The following is an 18,538-nucleotide window of genomic DNA, read 5'->3' on the forward strand; positions in this document are numbered from 1 at the left end:
TTGTCTATTGATGACAACTCACTTATCTTTTATTTCTAATGTTAATTATCATTCTTTAATATTAATTAATCATTTATATTAATGATTAAATTTCATTTGCATCACTGAGTGAAAGTCGTGATATTTTCATTTTCAACGTACTGGCAAATAATGTTTAACTATTTATAGGTGTGCAATATTATGACTGATTATAATTCCCAGACATCGTATATTAAGTCTTATGATGTCACTACCTTTGCTTCCCCCAGCAATACTTCGCCTTATGAAGATATTGGAAAAATAATGTCTGAGATCCAGGATGACATTATATTACAGCAACAGACAAATCAGGATGATAAAGGTTTGCGTCCTGGCGCAACTATTTTTATTCCAGCAGGGCGTTATCGGTTACAAACCACTTTTGTTATCACCATTAACTACCTGGTAATACAAGGGGCGGGCCATGGATGGATGAGCCAGGCAAGTCGGGATGCTCCGGATACAGATAGCAGTGGATGGCTTGAAACAGCCCCTGGAGCCAGCTTTATTGAGCTGGATACCAGTTCAACTCTGACGGCAATCAAAATTGAACGAGATGATTTTGCTACCACTGGGCGAATATCAGGCGTTGAGCTGCGTGATTTTTGTATCGGTCTGGTGGTTGCCACGAATCCCTACAATACAAGCGGTACAAAAGGGATCGATATCGCGAGCGATAGCGATTCATTACGGATTGAAGGCATGGGGTTCAGCCTTCTTGAGGAGGCTATGGTGGTCAGAAATGCTGACTCTATTTCAATCACTAATAATTTTATCGGTGAATGTGCTAATTGTATTACAATGACATCCAGCTCCATTGTTGCGAAAATAACCAATAACTTCTTTGGCAACTCTCCTGGCGGCTATTCAATTTCTATTGAAAATGGAGACCGTCATCAGATTACCGGCAACACGTTTTTCTGGAACCCTCAAATAGTACTCCTGAATACTCATCACACCAATATTTCGGCTAATAAGTTTCAAGGGAGCTGGCCGGGAACGATTGTAATGCTGAGTCCATGTGATGAAAACCTAGTATCTTCAAACATGTTCATTCGTGTTGATACAGAAACGGCCAGTGCAGATGTCGGAGGTACTATCTATGATGACCTGATGGGAATCGTTCACATTAGTGGTAATAATAACAGCATCACTTCAAATATGTTTAGTATAACTTTTTCGGATGTCTCGAACATTAGGCCCGCGGGAGCCGATCCCGTAGCGATACTCGTTACTGATGATAGTGACAATACGCTTCTCTCTTCTAACCACCTTGCCTACAGCGATAATATCAGTGTTAAGATTGTCCTTGATTCTTCCTCGCGCAATTCGAGAGTTTTTCAAACTGCATTGTATGAGGAGTTTCTACCGTCTGCTGGCGCCACTTACATCTTCCTGGGTTCCGATGGTAAGGACATGAATGGAAACGTTATTATCCCGGCACAAACAGCATAACAGTTAGCCCTTAAGAAGACATTCTTTTGAATAACACATCATCGCAAAAGTCAGGTCCTCAGGGGCCTGACGCAATTAGCCTTATCTCCCAATAAAATCTAAGCATTTTCATTGTGGTTTTCTAGTTAACTATATGTTTTATTTGTCTATTTATACGGTTTTTTTTCTGACCTCAATGCCTTTTTTATGGATTGTACACGTGTACATTTTGTGTTATCGATCACATCTCTTTAATTTACTGCCTTAACGTCGGTCAAACGAGATTTTAATCACATTTATGCCTGAGTTTAGTCACTAACATTCAAACCAACGCAAATGTACACGTGTACATTTAAATTAAACTGACAATCGGAGGGTATCATGGCTCAACAATATGGTGGTTTTTTACAAAGTCTGGCAACGGTTCGGGATGCAAAAACGGGGCGTCTTTCAAGCTGGGATCAAAGCGGTAAGAATCAGGATTATTGGCTAATTGGTCCCGGGGAAAGCGTAACGCTAGCAGATATTCAAGGGGCTGGCTGTATCACCCATATCTGGATGACGCAATTTTGTCGCCGCGTGCTGGGGGCGAGTGTTATTGATCCCAAAATGGGCCAATGGATTGCGCCAGTCAATGAAATTCACAATGCGTTGGGCGTGTGTTGGGAAGTGGCCGATCCCCATTATTACCGCAAAGTGCTAATTAAAATGTACTGGGACAATGCTGAAGAACCGAGTGTGGTTGTGCCCCTGGGGGACTTTTTCTGTATTGGTCACTCCATGCCCGGTAATATTAATACCCTCCCGATTAATATTTCTACCAAGCCTGAAGAACGCTATAAGTTTGGCGGCAGCGCGGCACTGAACTGTTTCTTTCCAATGCCGTTTAACACGCGCGCCGTCATCGAAATTGAAAATCAGAATGATATTCCCTATGGGCAGTATTTTTACATCGATTATGAAATGTATGCTGAAGAACACAAGGATGATATCGCGTATTTTCATGCTAACTGGAAGCGCGCTAACCCATGCAATGGCTGGGGACCCGAGCTGCAAACCAATAGCCCGGAAGTCAATATCTCAACTTTGAGCGCTGAAGGGAACTATGAAGTGCTTAATGTTGAAGGCGAGGGGCATTATGTCGGCTGTAATTTATCGGTCGCTCATTTCCAGGGAAGCTGGTGGGGGGAGGGTGACGACATGATATTTGTCGATGATGATACATGGCCGCCGAGTATACACGGTACCGGCACGGAAGATTACTTTAATCACGCCTGGGGGATGCAGGATAACGCGGGTTTATATAATGGAACAGCATTACACGAAAGCATCGTTCCCGGCTTCCAGACAAGCTATAAATTTCATATTACCGATCCTGTACATTTCAAGAAACGCATTCGCGTAACAATTGAGCATGGTCACGCCAACCATCTTTGTGATGACTGGGCCTCTACGGCTTACTGGTATCAAAAAAAGCCAGGCGCTGTCACTATCCAGCCTTTAGATGAACGTATTCCTACGACCCCTGGCGATATTGAACGTCGGGGTATTGGTAAATCAACGTGCGAATTGACCGCAGAGCAGCAAATGCAGAAGGACACGGCTAAATGGCGCTTCGAAGAATTTATGAAAACCCGACAAATTGAAATCGAAGCCAAATTAAAAGCCACCCGAGAAAAAGAAGCCGGCAATAAGAAGCACGCGCAATTTATCGCACGCAAGGTGAAGTAATTTATTAATTCGTATCGGCCAGTGGCTGAACTGGCCGAGCTTACCTACAGGTCATCAATATGAAAAGTTTCTCAATACCCTCTGCTGAAGGCATCACGATTGAATTTTGGCTGCGCCAAAAGAAAAATAATGAACCGCTACCTCTATTAGTTATTAAAAGTGATAATCAACTGCTATATAAAATCCAGGAAGGGGCTGGTTTTTTTAATTATTATCATTATACCCACCATCAAAAGGGGGAGTTAACCTTAAGCTATGATGAAGACAGGGCAGAGATATCCCTTTTTTATTACTATGATAAAACTAACGTCTATCATCAAGGCGTTATTTACCTTATTGATAATGGCACCGGTCTGCAATGCTACCCAAAATCAAAGCTGAAAGAGTGGTATACGCAAGAAACATTCAGACCTCAACTGCATTTTTCACCTTTTCAGGCATGGATGAATGATCCAAATGGTTTGTGTAAGATAGATGACACTTATCATATGTTCTACCAGTTCAATCCAAACAGTACCGAGTGGGGCCCGATGCACTGGGGGCATGCCATCAGTAACGATTTGATTTCCTGGACGCATTTGCCGGTATTTAACCATCCCGAACATCCCCTGGCTTCTCTGGGGGCAACCGGTGGGGCTTTCTCCGGTACGACCTTTATCAATAACGAAGGCGAGGCGGAAATTTTCTATACGGAACGTCTCCCGGCCTACGATCTCTATAAGGATTATATTGAAGTACAGAAGAAGGCCGCAATTGATCGCTATGGTATTAAAGCAACGCATATCCAGACTATTCTGGAGAAAAAAATAGAATTAGTCGGCTGTGATATTCGCGATCCTAAAGTTTGGTTTGATAGCGAAACGCAGTGCTATCGAATGATCCTCGGCTCCGTTTATGACGGGAACCCGTCCGTGCTTCAATTTGTCTCACGGGACAGTGAGGAATGGGCGTTTGAAAATGTCCTGTATACGGCGCCGGGATATTTTGCTGAAAATAAAGGCCGTTGCGTTGAATGTCCGGATTTTTTCCAGCTGGGCGCTAAATGGGTACTGACTATCGGTATTGTCGGTTACCAGGAGCCAGAGACAAAGCGTCACAATCTTCTGTACGCCATTATTGGCACATTTGACAACGGCGTTTTCACTGCGGAAAGCGAGATGCAAGTGCTGGACTTCGCGACGGAGTATTATGCATTACAAACGTTCAAGGACGGCCAGCGCCAGGTTGGTATTGCATGGCTATTTAATTGGGCAATGAAAAAGCCAATTAAATCATCATATAACGGTGAAATGTCTATTCCAAAAGAAATCTTCATTAACGCCAACAATAAAGTCGCTATGCGCCCCGTTAACGAACTTGAAAAATACGTTGACGAATATTGTGACGTCAAATTGAAAGCCGGTGAGGACCATCGTATCAACAAGGGAAAATCATTAAGGATCCGCTTAGAGCAGGGTTTACAGCCGAACGAAGACCTCATATTGGCCGGAGATAAGGGGGAATGGCTGGCGATTTCATACCGCGATGGCTATGTGAGCATAGAAGAAACCGTCGTGAGTGAAGCGCAATACCGGGCTCGCGCAGCAGAGATAAAAAATCTCGAGATTATTTTTGATGCGGGAATTGTCGAGCTGTTTATCAATGATGGTGAAATCTGCGCAACGAAACGCAGTTATAAACTATCACACTGTAAGCAATTAAAAGTGAATACTCTTCGCGAAAAAAACATACGAATCGAAACCTTACATACAAGCTGGTAAAGCCTGGAGGATTGAAAAATGAATACCACAAGCCAAGAACGGATGTCCGTGCGTGAGCACGTGGCATACGGCTCCGGAGATATGGCCTTAAGTGTTTCAATTATTTCCGCCTCTCTCCTTATTTATACTTTTATGATCAGCGTGGTAGGGCTAACGCCGATTGATGCGGGATGGGTACTCCTCGCCGTGCGTTTGATCGATGCCATTACCGATCCTGTGATGGGGTGGTTGTCAGGTAAGGTGAAAACTCGCTGGGGCCGCTATCGTCACTGGATCGCTATCTGTTCAATTCCCTTTGGTATTTCCCTCTTTATGTTGTTCACCGTGGTTGGTGAAAGTTACAGTGCCAGGCTGGGGTGGACAACAGGGGCATATATTTTAAATAGCATTATGTTTACCATGATTGCGATCCCCTATATTTCTCTTGTCGGGGTAATGACCAACGACCCTGCTGAACGCCTGAAGGCGAATACGTTTCGTTTCCCGATGGCGAAAGCCGCCACCATTATTGTGACCACCTTTGTACCATACTATGTGACTTCTAAAGGCGCTGCCGAGGCTGGAAATGCCTATGCCCTGGCCTTTTTGGTCTTAGGGATTGCCAGCATCATTGTTCTTATGTTTTGTGCTTTTTATGTTAAAGAGCGGGTTGAAATTAATAGTCCCAACAATGTTTCAACGAAGAAGCAAATTCTATCATTAATGAAAAATGACCAATGGTTGATTCTCTGTATTACTATGGTCCTGCTACTGATTGCTTTCGCCACGCGTGGTAACATTGCCTTCATTTATGGCACTGAATTTGCAAAAGCCGCAGGTGGATGGGAAATCGGTATCTTCATGGGGATGTGGTCTGCCGGCGGTATCGCTGGTGCGTTGATATCTAAATGGTTAACGGATCGCTATAATAAGCTGGCCGTATTCCGCTGGTCTCTTTATTTGTCCGCGTTAATGGCCGTTGCCATGTATTTTATCGTCGGTATCGGTGATTTATATTTGGCAATCCTCTTCTATTTCCTGTGTTGCGCCGTCTCGGAGATTAACTCGCCTATTTTATGGGCCTCTATCGCTGAGGTGGGTTTTTATGGTGAAATTAAAACTGGGGTGAATACCTCAGGCTTATCGATTGGCTTTATCTCGTTTAGCCAAAAGCTGGGAATGAGTATTTCTGGCCCTATTACGGGCTATACCCTGACCTGGATTGGATATGAAGCGGGAGCTAAATTATCTATGGAAACATTGCTGGGGCTATCGATGGCGGTAACATTTATTCCTGCCATTTTCTTTTTGATAGCCAGTTTTGTATTTAAACGCTATTTTATTGATAATGAATATTTCAGGGAGATGATCGTTAGCAATAAATTACCCACTGATAAGCTATCTCGTGAAAAAGATCGGATAGTAGATTGTTAATGATTTTTTGCTTAAGCATTCAGGTACTAGATTTTGCCGTATCTGGTACCCCGATAACAATTGTTCCGATATCTCCGTAGTGGAAAACGAACATCTTAAAGAGTATAGTAATATTAGGATCGCGGTACTCTTCAAGGCTCACCGATTGCTGCTGAGCGGTGGCAAGCAGATAAGGACCCCGTTGATGATTGGACAAATATCGGAGAGAAAGGTGCGGGTTGGTATTTTTGAGAATAGTTGTGACCCATGTCTGATTTATTTAACGACACACGTTATTGATTGAGAGGGTAGATGGAAATGGTCACAATCAAAGATATAGCGTTGGCATTGGGTATTTCACACGTCACCGTATCAAGAGCGCTTAATAACCCTGAAAAAGTTCAAGCCAAAACCAGAGAGAAGATTTTGGCCAAGGCCAAAGAGCTGCACTATGTCCCCAATGCGGCGGCAAGGGACATGAAAAAATCCCGGCTACCGGTTATTGGCGTTATCTCATTAAATATGGGAAGAAGTAGCTATGGTAGTGAAATGCTGGGTTCGATCAGTGAAAAAGCTAAGGAAACCAACTATCAGTTAATTTTTATCCATGTTGAAGATTCCTCTCCCACCGAACTGGACCTTAATTTTCTTAGAGAGAAACGAATATCAGGTCTTATTTACCTTTCGCTTGATCCTTGTGAAATTGAGTATCAGTCAATATTTGATGAGGTCAAGACCGTGTTTGTTAACTGTCATTGTGCGCGCGGTAATTATTCTAGCGTGCAGGCTGATAACGAGCAAGGATTGTATAATATTGCTAATCTGGTCTTTCATCGCCCATGGTTTACCCGCAGCCTTTTTATTAATTTTGATGAAAGTTATCACGCCGCGGTTAAGCGCAAACAGGGATATATAAAGGCGCTTAATGATAATCACATTGCGTTTTCTGCTGATGATTATTTTGTTGTTCCGGTTAGCTATGATTATGATTTCACAGTATTAGATAATGATATTCTTGGCGCTATTCAGCGTGGCGTTAATGTCATCTTTTGCGGTCGTGACGAAATTGCGCTGGAAGTATACTTTTCTTTGCAACGGCTGGGGTTTTCTATTCCCCAGGACGTTTCGGTGATCGGTTTTGATAACCAGAGTATTATTTCGCAGAGAGTCTATCCTAAGCTTACTACGGTAGAGTTACCTTACCGAAATATGGTATTAAAAGGTTATGATTTAATCGTTTCGGAAGATTCACACACCATCTGTAATGTAGCGATTAGTTGTGATCCGATCATTCGGGGTTCGTTAAAGTAGGTGGCGGGTATGAGTACAAATAAAGCGGCTTGCGCAGGCGCTTTAGCTATTTATACCCTAAAAACTTGAAAGTATGACGGGTATATTCCGATCAAAGCAGAGACCGGCTACGTGGACTCTGCTTGCAGAGCCCATCCTGAATCTCTCTTTGTAGGCACTGACCTGGTGACTCAGGGAAGCCTGAAGCACGTGCACCTCATAGTCAGGGGTCTGTGAAAACCGCAGGCTTCTTCGGCCAGCGGCTCTTACCCTTAACTGCGCTGCGGCTATTGCGAAAACGCGTGAAGCGATAATTTACCGGCCCCGATGACGCCGCCTGGTGAGAAGGCCAGGTCAACGGCATGCGCGACCTGACCGGCTTAGCGCTCAAGGGAAAACCAGCGACGCCAGACCCAGCGCAGCAGCAGATACTCGATGGCGCCCAGCGCTAAAAACCACAGGCAAAAGATCAGGGTATAAAGCTGGTTGAGATCCATCAGATGGAAGGTCGCCACCAGCTTCTGCGCCAGCGTCAGGCCCAGCGAGGGCGCCGGCAGCAGCAGGCAGGAGAGTAAAGCCAGCAGGAGAATGCCGGCGGCGCTCATGAGCGTTTCTAGCGGATGTTTCATTATTTGTTAATCATCAGTTAAAAACATATTGTCCGGTAAAAAGAGAATCAATGCAATATGGTTTCGTACGTTATTAAAATACGCATTAAGTATTATATTTAAACATCCGCTTTCTTTTTATGTTAATTATTTTAGTAATATTTGTGATTAAGTTAATTACATTGCAATGTAAATTAACGTCATTATTAAGCCAGCGCTTTTACAAAAGTATAGGTGCTATATCCCACCAGTGTAGCGATAATAATGGCCAGCAGGATGTACAGCACCAGACGGCGTCCGCGATAGATTCCAAACATAGTAGACCTCGTTTAGTTTTGGTTTATTAATATTCTGCAATAGTTGTTTTATAGAATTAACTTACCATAAATTTTGTATTGGCGAGAGAGTAAATATTGCGCAAGCTCAAATTATCTCCCGCCTGTTTGAAATTTTTCTCATTGGCCCGGAATGATTCCAGGCTTTCCGCCTCACGGAATTTTAAGGGAGATATATTTTGACCAAAACGATCAAAACTAATAATACCACCCCCTCAGGGGATGTCGCGCCACGCCGCGCATATCAGCAGACGGTTGATGCGGTGCTGGCGCAGAAAAAAAGCCACGTCGACGGCCTCAGCGCCGCCGAGGCCGCCGAGCGTTTGAAGACCTTCGGCCCCAACGCCTTGCCGGAGAAAAAAGGCAAGCCGGCCTGGCTGCGCTTCCTTGCCCATTTTAACGACGTCCTGATTTTTGTCCTGCTGGCCGCCGCCGCGCTCACCGCGGTCATGGGCCACTGGGTCGATACGCTCGTCATCCTTGGCGTCACGGTGATCAACGCCCTGATCGGCCATATCCAGGAGAGCAACGCCGAAAAATCGCTGCAGGGCATCCGCAATATGCTCTCCAGCGACGCGCGCGTGCAGCGCAGCGGCAAGCATGAAACCATCCCGACCCGCGACCTGGTGCCGGGCGATATCGTGATACTGCGCGCGGGTGACCGCGTACCTGCCGATATGCGCCTGATTGAGAGCCATAATCTGCGGGTCGAAGAGGCGATTCTGACCGGCGAGTCGACGGTGGTGGATAAAACCACCGACGCGCTGGAAGGCGAACTGCCGCTGGGCGACCGTACCAATATGCTCTTCTCCGGCACCACCATCAGCGCCGGCGGCGGCGTTGGCGTGGTGACCGCAACCGGTCAGGAGACCGAACTCGGCCACATCAACCAGATGATGGCGGGCATCGAGAAGCACCGCACGCCGCTGCTGGTGCAGATGGATAAGCTCGGTAAAGCGATTTTCGTTATCATCCTGGCGATGATGGCCGCGCTGTTCGTCTTCAGCCTCGCGCTGCGCGACATTCCTCTCGGCGAGCTGCTGCTCTCCCTGATTAGCCTGGCGGTGGCCGCCGTGCCGGAAGGCTTACCGGCGATTATCTCGATTATTCTCTCTCTGGGCGTACAGGCGATGGCGCGTCAGCGGGCGATTATCCGCAAGCTGCCGACGGTGGAAACTCTGGGCGCCATGACCGTGGTGTGCTCGGATAAAACCGGTACCCTGACGATGAACGAGATGACCGTCAAAGCGATCATCACCGCCGACTGCTGCTACCGCGTCGAAGGCGACAGCTACGAGCCTCAGGGTAACATCTGTCTGGAAGGCAGCAACGAGCCGGTGCAGATTAAACCGGGCAGCGTGCTGGAAACCTATCTGCGCACCATCGACCTGTGTAACGACAGCCAGATGATTCAGGACGAGCGCGGCCTGTGGGGCATTACCGGCGGGCCGACCGAAGGGGCGCTGAAGGTACTGGCGGCGAAAGCGCAGCTTGCGCCCGTCGATGCCCGCCTGGTCGCGAAAATCCCGTTCGACTCGCAGTACAAGTACATGGCGACCCACCAGAAAATGGGCGACGTCGAGCAGGTGCTGATTACCGGCGCGCCGGACGTGATTTTTGCCCTGTGCCGCCATCAGTTGAGCAAGCAGGGGGCGGTGCCGTTCGAGCCGCAGTACTGGGAAGAGGAGATGGCGCGCTTTGCCCGCCAGGGCCTGCGTATGGTCGCCGCCGCCTACAAACCGGCGAACGTCGGCAGCACCACGCTGACCCACGACGATCTGCGCGAAGGACTGGTCTTCCTCGGCATTGCCGGAATGATGGACCCGCCGCGTCCGGAAGCGATTGACGCTATCCACGCCTGCCAGAACGCGGGGATCCGCGTGAAGATGATTACCGGCGACCACCCGCAGACGGCGATGAGCATTGGCCAGATGCTGGGGATCACCAACAGCAGCCAGGCGATGACCGGCTATCAGCTGGAGCACATGGACGACGCCGAGCTGGCGAAAGCCGCCGTTGAGTACGATATCTTTGCCCGTACCAGCCCGGAGCACAAGCTGCGCCTGGTGAAAGCGCTGCAGGATAACGGCGAAGTGGTTGGCATGACCGGCGACGGCGTCAACGACGCCCCGGCGCTGCGCCAGGCCGACGTCGGGATCGCCATGGGGATTAAAGGCACCGAGGTGACCAAAGAGGCCGCCGACATGGTCCTGACCGACGACAACTTTGCCACCATCGCCAGTTCGGTCAAAGAGGGGCGTCGGGTCTACGACAACCTGAAGAAGACCATTCTGTTCATCATGCCGACCAACCTGGCGCAGGGGCTGCTGATTATCATCGCCCTGCTGGCGGGGAACATCATTCCGCTGACGCCGGTGCTGATTCTGTGGATGAACATGGCCACCTCCGCGACGCTCTCCTTCGGCCTCGCGTTTGAAGCCGCCGAGCGCAACGCCATGAACCGGCCGCCGCGTAAAACCGGCCAGCACGTTATGGACGCCTTCGCCGTCTGGCGCGTCGCTTTCGTCGGCACCATGATCGCCGTCGCCGCCTTTATGCTTGAAGCCTGGCTGGCGCCGCGCGGCCACAGTCCGGAGTTTATCCGCACCGTCCTGCTGCAGATGCTGGTCACCGCACAGTGGGTCTACATGATTAACTGCCGCAGCAGCGACAGCTTCTCGCTGAACATGGGACTGCTGCGCAACAAAGGCATCTGGCTGGTGAGCGGCGTGCTGCTGCTGATGCAGCTGGTCATCATCTACGTACCGGTGATGCAGACGATGTTTGGCACCGAAGGGCTGCCGCTGCGCTACTGGTTCATCACGCTGGTCATCGGTATCGCGATGTTCCTGGTGGTGGAAGTTGAGAAGCGCCTGACCCGTCGTTTCCGCAAAGCCGCATAGCGTGTCTGACCCGCCCGGCGTCCCTTCTCCTGAGGGGGGAGGGACGCCGCATCGTCGTAAGGAATTCCCCATGAACAAGATTATCCGCTCCGCCCTGCTGGCCTGGGGCCTGGCAGGCTACGCGCTCGCCGCCGCCGCCGCGCCGGCCGTTCCGGTGCGCGTCGCCACCGTGGAACACGCGCCGCATGCCGGTGAACGGCAAATCTCCGGCCGCGTCGAGGCCATTCACTCCGTCGATATTCGCGCCCGCACCGAAGGAAAGATTGTGCAGCGCCACTTCCAGGATGGGCAGTACGTCAACCAGGGCGATCCGCTGTTTACGCTGGATGACGCCCAGCCGAAAGCCGCACTGGCGCTGGCCCAGGCTGAACTGAAAAGCGTGCAGGCTTCGCTACGCCAGGCCCAGCAGCAGCTGAGCCGCTACCAGCAGCTGAAAAATAACCACGCAATCAGCCGCAACGACGTAGACACCGCTCAGATGCAGCGCGATGTCTCCGCCGCCGCCGTCGAGCAGGCCCGGGCGCGCATTGCCGCCCAGCAGATTACGCTCGGCTATACCCGCATTACCTCGCCGGTCACCGGGCGCGTCGGCCATAGTCCTTTTCACGTCGGCGGGCTGGTGAATCCCGCCAGCGGCGTGCTGGTCGATGTGGTCCAGCTTGATCCCATTCGCGTGGCGTTCTCGCTGGATGAAACCGCCTTTTTCGCGAAAGCGGGACAGCACACGGATATCGCCGCGCTGAAGCAGGCGTGGCTGGCGCAGGTGGATGTCGATGGGCGGCGTGAAGACGGCGCCCTGACCTCCGTCGATAACCGTATTGATAGCCGCACCGCCAGCGTGGCGCTGCGCGCTGAGTTTGCCAACCCGCAGCACCGTCTGCTGCCGGGCGGCAACGTCACGGTTTTCTTCCGGCCGCAGCAGCTTAAGGAGAGCCCGATGATCCCGGCCTCTGCGCTACAGCAGGATGCGCTGGGCTTTTACTGCTGGGTACTGACGGCGGATAACACCGTGACGATGCGCCGTTTAGCGCCCGCCGGTCAGCATGGCCAGAGCTTCGTGGTGGCCGATGGTCTGAAAGCGGGGGTGCGCGTAGTGACGGAAGGCGCTCAGCGCCTGCGTGACGGCGCGGCCGTTCAGCTGCTGAGTGAATAAGGGAGAGGCGATGCTCACATTTTTTATCCGTCGCCCGCGCTTTGCGATGGTGATTGCGCTGCTGATGACCTTTGTCGGCGCGGTCTCGCTGAAGCTGATCCCGGTCGAGCAGTATCCGCAGATTACGCCGCCGGTCATCAACGTTAGCGCCAGCTGGCCGGGCGCCAGCGCGGCGGACGTGGCGGAAGCCATTGCCGCGCCGCTGGAGACCCAGCTCAACGGCGTCGATCATATGCTCTATATGGAGTCCACCAGTTCCGATGAGGGGACCTACAGCCTGAGCCTGACTTTTGCCGCCGGGACCGATGCCGATTTAGCCGCGATCGACGTGCAGAACCGCGTGTCGCAGGCGGTGGCGCAGCTGCCTGCCGACGTGCAGCAGAACGGCGTGCAGGTGCGTAAGCGGGCGACGAACCTGCTGATGGGCGTGAGTCTCTATTCGCCGCTCGGCACGCTATCGCCGCTGTTTGTCAGCAACTACGCCAGCACTCAGGTGCGCGAGGCGCTGGCGCGTCTACCCGGCGTCGGGGAAGTGCAGATGTTCGGCGCGCGCGACTACAGCATGCGCATCTGGCTGCGCCCCGACCGCATGAACGCGCTGAATATCACAACCGACGATATTGCCCAGGCGCTGCGCGAGCAGAACGTACAGGGCGCGGCGGGGCAGGTGGGGACGCCGCCGGTATTTAACGGCCAGCAGCAGACGCTGACCATCAACGGTATCGGGCGACTCAGCGACGCCGCCGGCTTCGGGCAAATTGTGGTTCGCAGCGGCGAACGCGGCCAGCTGGTACGCCTGTCTGATGTGGCGACCATTGAGCTGGGCGCGCGCAGCTACAGCTCCGGCGCGCAGCTCAACGGCAAAGATTCCGCCTATCTCGGTATCTATCCGACGCCCACCGCCAACGCCCTGCAGGTCGCCACCGCGGTGCGCGCTGAGCTGACCCGGCTGCACGCGCGTTTCCCGGCGGATCTCACCTGGGAAGTGAAGTTTGATACCACCCGCTTTGTGGCGGCGACGATCAAAGAGATAGGCGTGTCTCTGGCGCTGACCCTTATGGCGGTGGTGGTGGTGGTTTCGCTGTTCCTCCAGAGCTGGCGGGCGACGCTGATTGTCGCGCTGGCGATCCCGGTGTCGCTTATCGGCACCTTTGCCGTGCTTTATGCGCTGGGCTACAGCGCCAATACCCTGAGCCTGTTCGCGATTATTCTCGCCCTGACCATGGTGGTGGATGACGCCATCGTGGTGGTGGAGAGCGTGGAAACGAAAATGGCGGAGGGGCTGGATCGCGGCGCCGCGACCGCCGAGGCGCTGCGGCAAATCGCCGGGCCGGTGATCGCCACAACTCTGGTGCTGCTGGCGGTGTTTGTGCCGGTAGCGATGCTGCCGGGGATCGTCGGCGAGCTGTATCGCCAGTTTGCGGTGACCTTATCGACGGCGGTGACGCTGTCGAGCGTGGTGGCGCTGACCCTGACGCCCGCGCTGTGCGCGCTGCTGCTGCGTCCGCGGCCGCAGCAGCCAGCCGCCATCTGGCGCGGTTTTAACCGCGGTCTGGATACGGTGCGCGATGGTTACGGGCGTCTGGTCGGGAGGATGAATCGTCGCCCCTGGCTGGCGCTGGCGGCGACGATGGCGGCGGCCGGGGTGGTGGTGTTTAGCTTTATCACCATGCCAAAGGGTTTTCTGCCGCAGGAAGATCAGGGCTACTTCTTTGCCAGCGTGCAACTGCCTGAAGCCGCCTCGCTGGAGCGTACCGAAGCGGTGATGGCCCAGGCGCGCGAGCTGCTGTTGTTGAATCCGGCGGTTGAGGATGTGATTCAGGTCTCCGGTTTTAATATTCTCAACGGTACCAGCGCTTCAAACGGCGGATTTATCTCGGTGATGCTGAAGGACTGGCACCAGCGGCCGCCGCTGGAGGCGGTGATGGAAAAGGTGCAGGGCCAGCTGATGGGGCTACCGGAGGCGACGATCATGACTTTTGCGCCGCCGACGCTGCCGGGGCTGGGCAACGCTTCCGGGTTTAATTTACGCATTCTGGCCCAGGCCGGACAATCGCCGGCGGAGCTGGAGCAGGTGACGCATCAGGTGCTGCGGACGGCTAATCAGTACCCGCAGCTGAGCCGGGTATTTACCACCTGGAGCAGCAACGTGCCGCAGCTGACGCTCACCGTCGACCGCGACCAGGCGGCCCGGCTGAACGTACCGGTGGCGAGGATTTTCAGCAGCCTGCAAACCGCGTTTGGCGGCACCCGCGCCGGCGATTTCAGCATCAACAATCGTGTCTACCACGTGGTGATGCAAAACGAGATGCAGTGGCGCGAGCGGGCAGAGCAGATAAGCGAGCTGTACGTGCGCAGCGACAGCGGCGAGCGGGTTCGCCTGAGTAATCTGGTGACGATTACGCCGACGGTGGGCGCGCCGTTTATTCAGCAGTATAACCAGTTCCCGTCGGTATCGGTGAGCGGGTCGGCGGCCGAAGGCGTCAGCAGCCGGACGGCAATGGCGGTGATGGAGCAGATTTTACAAGCGAACCTGCCGCACGGTTATGATTACGCCTGGAGCGGCATCTCCTGGCAGGAGCAGCAGACCGGTAACCAGGCGGTGTGGATTGTGCTGGCGGCGGTAGCGATGGCGTGGCTGTTCCTCGTCGCCCAGTATGAGAGCTGGACGCTGCCGGCGAGCGTGATGCTGTCGGTGCTGTTCGCTATCGGTGGGTCCCTGCTGTGGCTATGGTGGGCCGGTTACGCCAACGATGTGTACGTGCAGATAGGCCTGGTGCTGCTGATCGCGCTGGCGGCGAAAAACGCGATTTTGATCGTCGAGTTTGCCCGGGCGAAGCGCGAAGAGGGGATGTCGATCGTCGATGCCGCCCGCGAAGGGGCGACCCGCCGCTTCCGCGCGGTAATGATGACGGCGGTCTCTTTTATCATCGGGATTGTGCCGATGATGCTCGCCACCGGCGCCGGGGCGCAGAGCCGGCGGATTATCGGTACCACGGTGTTCAGCGGCATGCTGGTGGCGACGGTAATCGGCATTTTGTTTATTCCTTCGCTGTACGTGCTGTTCCAGCGGCTGCGCGAGTGGGCCCACCGCCGGATGTAGGTGGCCCGGACCTGTCCGGGCTACAGTACTGCATATTGCCGATAACCCGGGGAATATGCCGCGACTTGGTATTGCTGTGGCTTCTTCCCGGCTTGCGCTGCGCTTAGCCGGGCTACCGGGCCGCAGATTGCCGGTAATCCGTAGCCAGGACAGGCGCGGCAGCGCCGCCTCCGGGAGATTTTCATGCCGCTGCGGATATGTTTCTGAAACAACGTGTCATGCAGCAATGCCCTGGCCCCCGCTGAAATCGGCGAACCGGAGGACCGAAGACAAGGGCTGGCCGCCAGGGATGGCGGACAGAGGCGAATCGAGACACGACAAAATTGCCTGGAGCAATTTTGAACAGCGCTTGCGCTGGCCCCGTAGGGGCGAGTCCCAGGGATGGGACGAGTAAGGTCGAGTTGAGCCGACCGCAGGCTGAGGTCCGGGAGGTGAGCGCAGTGCGCAGCACCGATTTCTTTGCGGGACCGCGGGGATTGTAAAGGGGGAGACGGTTTTCTCCCCTTTTACCCGTTCACGTGCCTCGATGAGACATTTTCTGCGACTTGATGGTGAACGGAATCCCTCAACACCGTCCCGGAGGCGGCGCTGCCACGCCTGTCCGGGTACCCAATCTCCCTCCCTCAGGCACCGGGCCCGGAAATCCCGGGTCACGGCGTAAACGCCTTACCCGGGCTACTCCCCGCAGACGATGTTATGAAAACTACCTGCTCTCCACCGCGATCATGGTGACGAACGGATGGTACTGCCACGGCACGCTGCCGCCTTTCTGGTACATCTTCGAAATGGTACCGTCGAGATAGAGCATCTGGCGCACGTTGAGCCTGGACTGCGCGTAGCAGGCAAAATCATAGAAATTGGTTTCGCGCGCGCTGAGCATAAAGACCACTTTGCCATCGCCGGTGATGCCCACGCCGTTACGCAGCTTGCGCGAGCTGGCGGACGGCTTCAGCCGCCAGTTGATCTTGCCGTTTTCAATCAGCATCGGCCCGGACTGCACGGCGTAGCGGATGGCCGGCGACGGCCTGAATTTATCGATGCTGACAATCCCCGCGTTTTGCCCGCGCAGATAAAACACCCCGCCGGGACGAATAAAAAAGTTGCCGCCGCCGGAAGCGCGGTTAAGCGGGGTCAGCTGCCTGCCTTTCTCGATATACAGCCCCAGCGGCGCGTAGGCTTTATCATAAATTCCGCCGTTCATCGCCATCTGCACCTGTCCGTTGTGGTCGATATCCGCCAGCAGGGAGCGCAGCGATCCCCAGGCTTTGCCGTCCTCTTTTTGCCAGTACATCACGATGCGTTCGCGCTGCGGATCAACGGTATAGCTTTGCAGCGTCAGCGACGGGTCGGTCAGCGAGCACTTCCCGCTGGCGAAAGCGGGCAGGGATAACAGCAGCAGCGGCAGAAGAGAGAAAAAGCGCACGACAGGTTCCAGACAGACGACGAAAGCGTGCAGTATAGCGTTTTATCGCCGCTACGCCGTCCAGATTTCGCAGTGCTTTTGTACCAGCCCGATCAATGACCCGCCGTTGGCGACAAACTCGCGCATCTGCTGCGGCTCGCTGCGATCCTGCTTCGCCTGGCGCACAATCGCCTCCAGCGCGCTGCCGGCATTCAGCTTGTGGGCGCTGGGGGCCAGCCTATCCGCCAGCTGTAAAATTTCTTCGCGCAATGTTCGTTGTTCGCCGCCGTTAACATCGGTATTGATCCCATCGAGCCCGTAGCGGCAGGCCTGATAGCGGTTGAAGGGGTAGAGCAGATAATCCTCGGGCTGATGCTTAAACGGCCGCTCCGTCAGCAGCCAGCAGGCGATGATCTGAATAAACCCGGCGATATTCACCGCCTGAGCAATCGTCAGCGGCGTATCCATCACCCGGACTTCGACGGTACCAAAGCGCGGGCTGGGGCGGATATCCCAGTGCAGATCCTTCATGCTGTCGATCATGCTGGTATAGCTAAGACGGCGAAACAGACCGGTAAAAGCCTGCCAGTTATTCACCCACGGCATCGGGCCGTTATCGGGATAGGCGGCAAACAGGTTAAGCCGCGAGCAGGCAAAGCCGCTATCGGTCCCGTCGAGCCAGGGCGATGCCGCATTCAGCGCGATAAAATGCGGTACGAAGCGCGACAGGCCGTGCAGAAGATAGATGGCATCATCGCCGTTTTGACACCCCACGTGCACGTGCTGGCCGAAGATCGTCGCCTGCTTCGCCAGGTAACCAAAGTGCTCGACGGTTTTCAGGTAGCGCGGGTTATCGCTGATCTGCTGGCGCTGCCAGCTTTGAAACGGATGCGTTCCGCCGCCGCAGATCAGCACATGATGGCGGGAGGCGGCGCGCAGCACCGCCTGTTGAATCGCGCTCAGCTGCGCGGTGGCCTGGTGGATATCGCGGCAGACGCCGGTGGCGATCTCCAGCATGCTTTCGGTAATGTCATGCTTGGCCTCGCCCGCTTTCAGCGTGCCCTGCACCTCGTCAATCAGCGCGGAAGAGTCCTGGCTCAGATCGAAACCCGGCGGGTTGACGACCTGAAGCTCCAGCTCGATACCGAGGGTAAACGGCTCGGAGCGGTGAAAATCAGGTAACGGCATGGCGACTCCCTCTTTCTCTTTATCAGAAAGTATAGAAGACAACGCCTCAAACTGATGATTTGCCGGACATTATGAATTTAATTTATAGAAAATAACGCCACGTGATTATCCCTTTAAAAAGAAAGTAAGGCTGGTGCAATCCTGCAACAGAATTCCCGCCGGTGGTGCAAAAAGATAAGGTTATTCTATTTTTTAAATAAAATCATATAGATGATATAAGT

The 18,538-nt window shown here is 53.2% G+C and carries 11 protein-coding genes; 8 read left to right on the forward strand and 3 right to left on the reverse strand.

The window, feature by feature from the left end; all coding sequences use genetic code 11:
* The first annotated feature begins 180 nt into the window (after positions 1–180).
* The 5 genes from ABLV30_RS08920 (at position 181) to ABLV30_RS08940 (ending at position 7,646) form a co-directional block, all read left to right on the forward strand.
* Positions 181–1,473, forward strand: coding sequence for a NosD domain-containing protein (locus ABLV30_RS08920; protein WP_049082069.1), 1,293 nt, complete (start codon positions 181–183; stop codon positions 1,471–1,473).
* Positions 1,474–1,833: 360 nt separating this feature from the next.
* Entirely contained in the window at positions 1,834–3,183 is a 1,350-nt protein-coding gene (locus ABLV30_RS08925) for a glycoside hydrolase family 172 protein (protein WP_265801626.1), read from the forward strand.
* A gap of 59 nt (positions 3,184–3,242) precedes the next feature.
* Positions 3,243–4,943 (forward strand): glycoside hydrolase family 32 protein, encoded by a 1,701-nt coding sequence (locus tag ABLV30_RS08930; protein ID WP_049079263.1) that lies wholly within the window; start codon positions 3,243–3,245, stop codon positions 4,941–4,943.
* An 18-nt stretch (positions 4,944–4,961) separates the two neighbouring features.
* Complete coding sequence (locus ABLV30_RS08935) at positions 4,962–6,356, forward strand: glycoside-pentoside-hexuronide (GPH):cation symporter (protein ID WP_064374608.1); 1,395 nt, start codon at positions 4,962–4,964, stop codon at positions 6,354–6,356.
* Positions 6,357–6,647: 291 nt separating this feature from the next.
* A complete protein-coding gene (locus tag ABLV30_RS08940; RefSeq protein ID WP_064374609.1) occupies positions 6,648–7,646 on the forward strand; it encodes a LacI family DNA-binding transcriptional regulator in 999 nt (332 codons plus the stop codon).
* A gap of 359 nt (positions 7,647–8,005) precedes the next feature.
* Here the strand turns inward: ABLV30_RS08940 and ABLV30_RS08945 are convergent, their stop codons facing one another.
* Positions 8,006–8,254, reverse strand: a complete 249-nt coding sequence (locus ABLV30_RS08945; RefSeq protein ID WP_025107071.1) for a DUF1158 domain-containing protein — start codon at positions 8,252–8,254, stop codon at positions 8,006–8,008.
* Between the two features lie 493 nt (positions 8,255–8,747).
* Here ABLV30_RS08945 and ABLV30_RS08950 point away from each other — a divergent pair, with 493 nt between their 5' ends.
* The 3 genes from ABLV30_RS08950 to ABLV30_RS08960 all read left to right on the forward strand — a co-directional run bounded on the left by ABLV30_RS08950 (position 8,748) and on the right by ABLV30_RS08960 (position 15,727).
* Positions 8,748–11,471, forward strand: a complete 2,724-nt coding sequence (locus ABLV30_RS08950) for a cation-transporting P-type ATPase (RefSeq protein WP_182158111.1) — start codon at positions 8,748–8,750, stop codon at positions 11,469–11,471.
* 70 nt (positions 11,472–11,541) lie between these two features.
* A complete protein-coding gene (locus ABLV30_RS08955; protein ID WP_348865593.1) occupies positions 11,542–12,624 on the forward strand; it encodes an efflux RND transporter periplasmic adaptor subunit in 1,083 nt (360 codons plus the stop codon).
* Between the two features lie 10 nt (positions 12,625–12,634).
* Entirely contained in the window at positions 12,635–15,727 is a 3,093-nt protein-coding gene (locus ABLV30_RS08960) for an efflux RND transporter permease subunit (protein WP_049069478.1), read from the forward strand.
* A 703-nt stretch (positions 15,728–16,430) separates the two neighbouring features.
* On the opposite strand, the gene ABLV30_RS08965 is transcribed toward ABLV30_RS08960, so the two are convergent.
* Entirely contained in the window at positions 16,431–17,150 is a 720-nt protein-coding gene (locus tag ABLV30_RS08965) for a phosphodiester glycosidase family protein (RefSeq protein WP_014228316.1), read from the reverse strand.
* A gap of 51 nt (positions 17,151–17,201) precedes the next feature.
* A complete protein-coding gene (locus ABLV30_RS08970) occupies positions 17,202–18,317 on the reverse strand; it encodes a YbdK family carboxylate-amine ligase (protein ID WP_049069797.1) in 1,116 nt (371 codons plus the stop codon).
* Positions 18,318–18,538 lie beyond the last annotated feature (221 nt).

Origin of the sequence: Klebsiella sp. CN_Kp113, assembly GCF_040064585.1 — a bacterium.
Taxonomy (GTDB): domain Bacteria; phylum Pseudomonadota; class Gammaproteobacteria; order Enterobacterales; family Enterobacteriaceae; genus Klebsiella; species Klebsiella michiganensis.

Bases quoted from the DNA above. Each gene is read 5' to 3' on its own strand.
- ABLV30_RS08920 (WP_049082069.1), top strand. From the start codon at position 181: ATGACTGATTATAATTCCCAGACATCGTATATTAAGTCTTATGATGTC.
- ABLV30_RS08925 (WP_265801626.1), top strand. From the start codon at position 1,834: ATGGCTCAACAATATGGTGGTTTTTTACAAAGTCTGGCAACGGTTCGG.
- ABLV30_RS08930 (WP_049079263.1), top strand. From the start codon at position 3,243: ATGAAAAGTTTCTCAATACCCTCTGCTGAAGGCATCACGATTGAATTT.
- ABLV30_RS08935 (WP_064374608.1), top strand. From the start codon at position 4,962: ATGAATACCACAAGCCAAGAACGGATGTCCGTGCGTGAGCACGTGGCA.
- ABLV30_RS08940 (WP_064374609.1), top strand. From the start codon at position 6,648: ATGGAAATGGTCACAATCAAAGATATAGCGTTGGCATTGGGTATTTCA.
- ABLV30_RS08945 (WP_025107071.1), bottom strand. From the start codon at position 8,254: ATGAAACATCCGCTAGAAACGCTCATGAGCGCCGCCGGCATTCTCCTG.
- ABLV30_RS08955 (WP_348865593.1), top strand. From the start codon at position 11,542: ATGAACAAGATTATCCGCTCCGCCCTGCTGGCCTGGGGCCTGGCAGGC.
- ABLV30_RS08960 (WP_049069478.1), top strand. From the start codon at position 12,635: ATGCTCACATTTTTTATCCGTCGCCCGCGCTTTGCGATGGTGATTGCG.
- ABLV30_RS08970 (WP_049069797.1), bottom strand. From the start codon at position 18,317: ATGCCGTTACCTGATTTTCACCGCTCCGAGCCGTTTACCCTCGGTATC.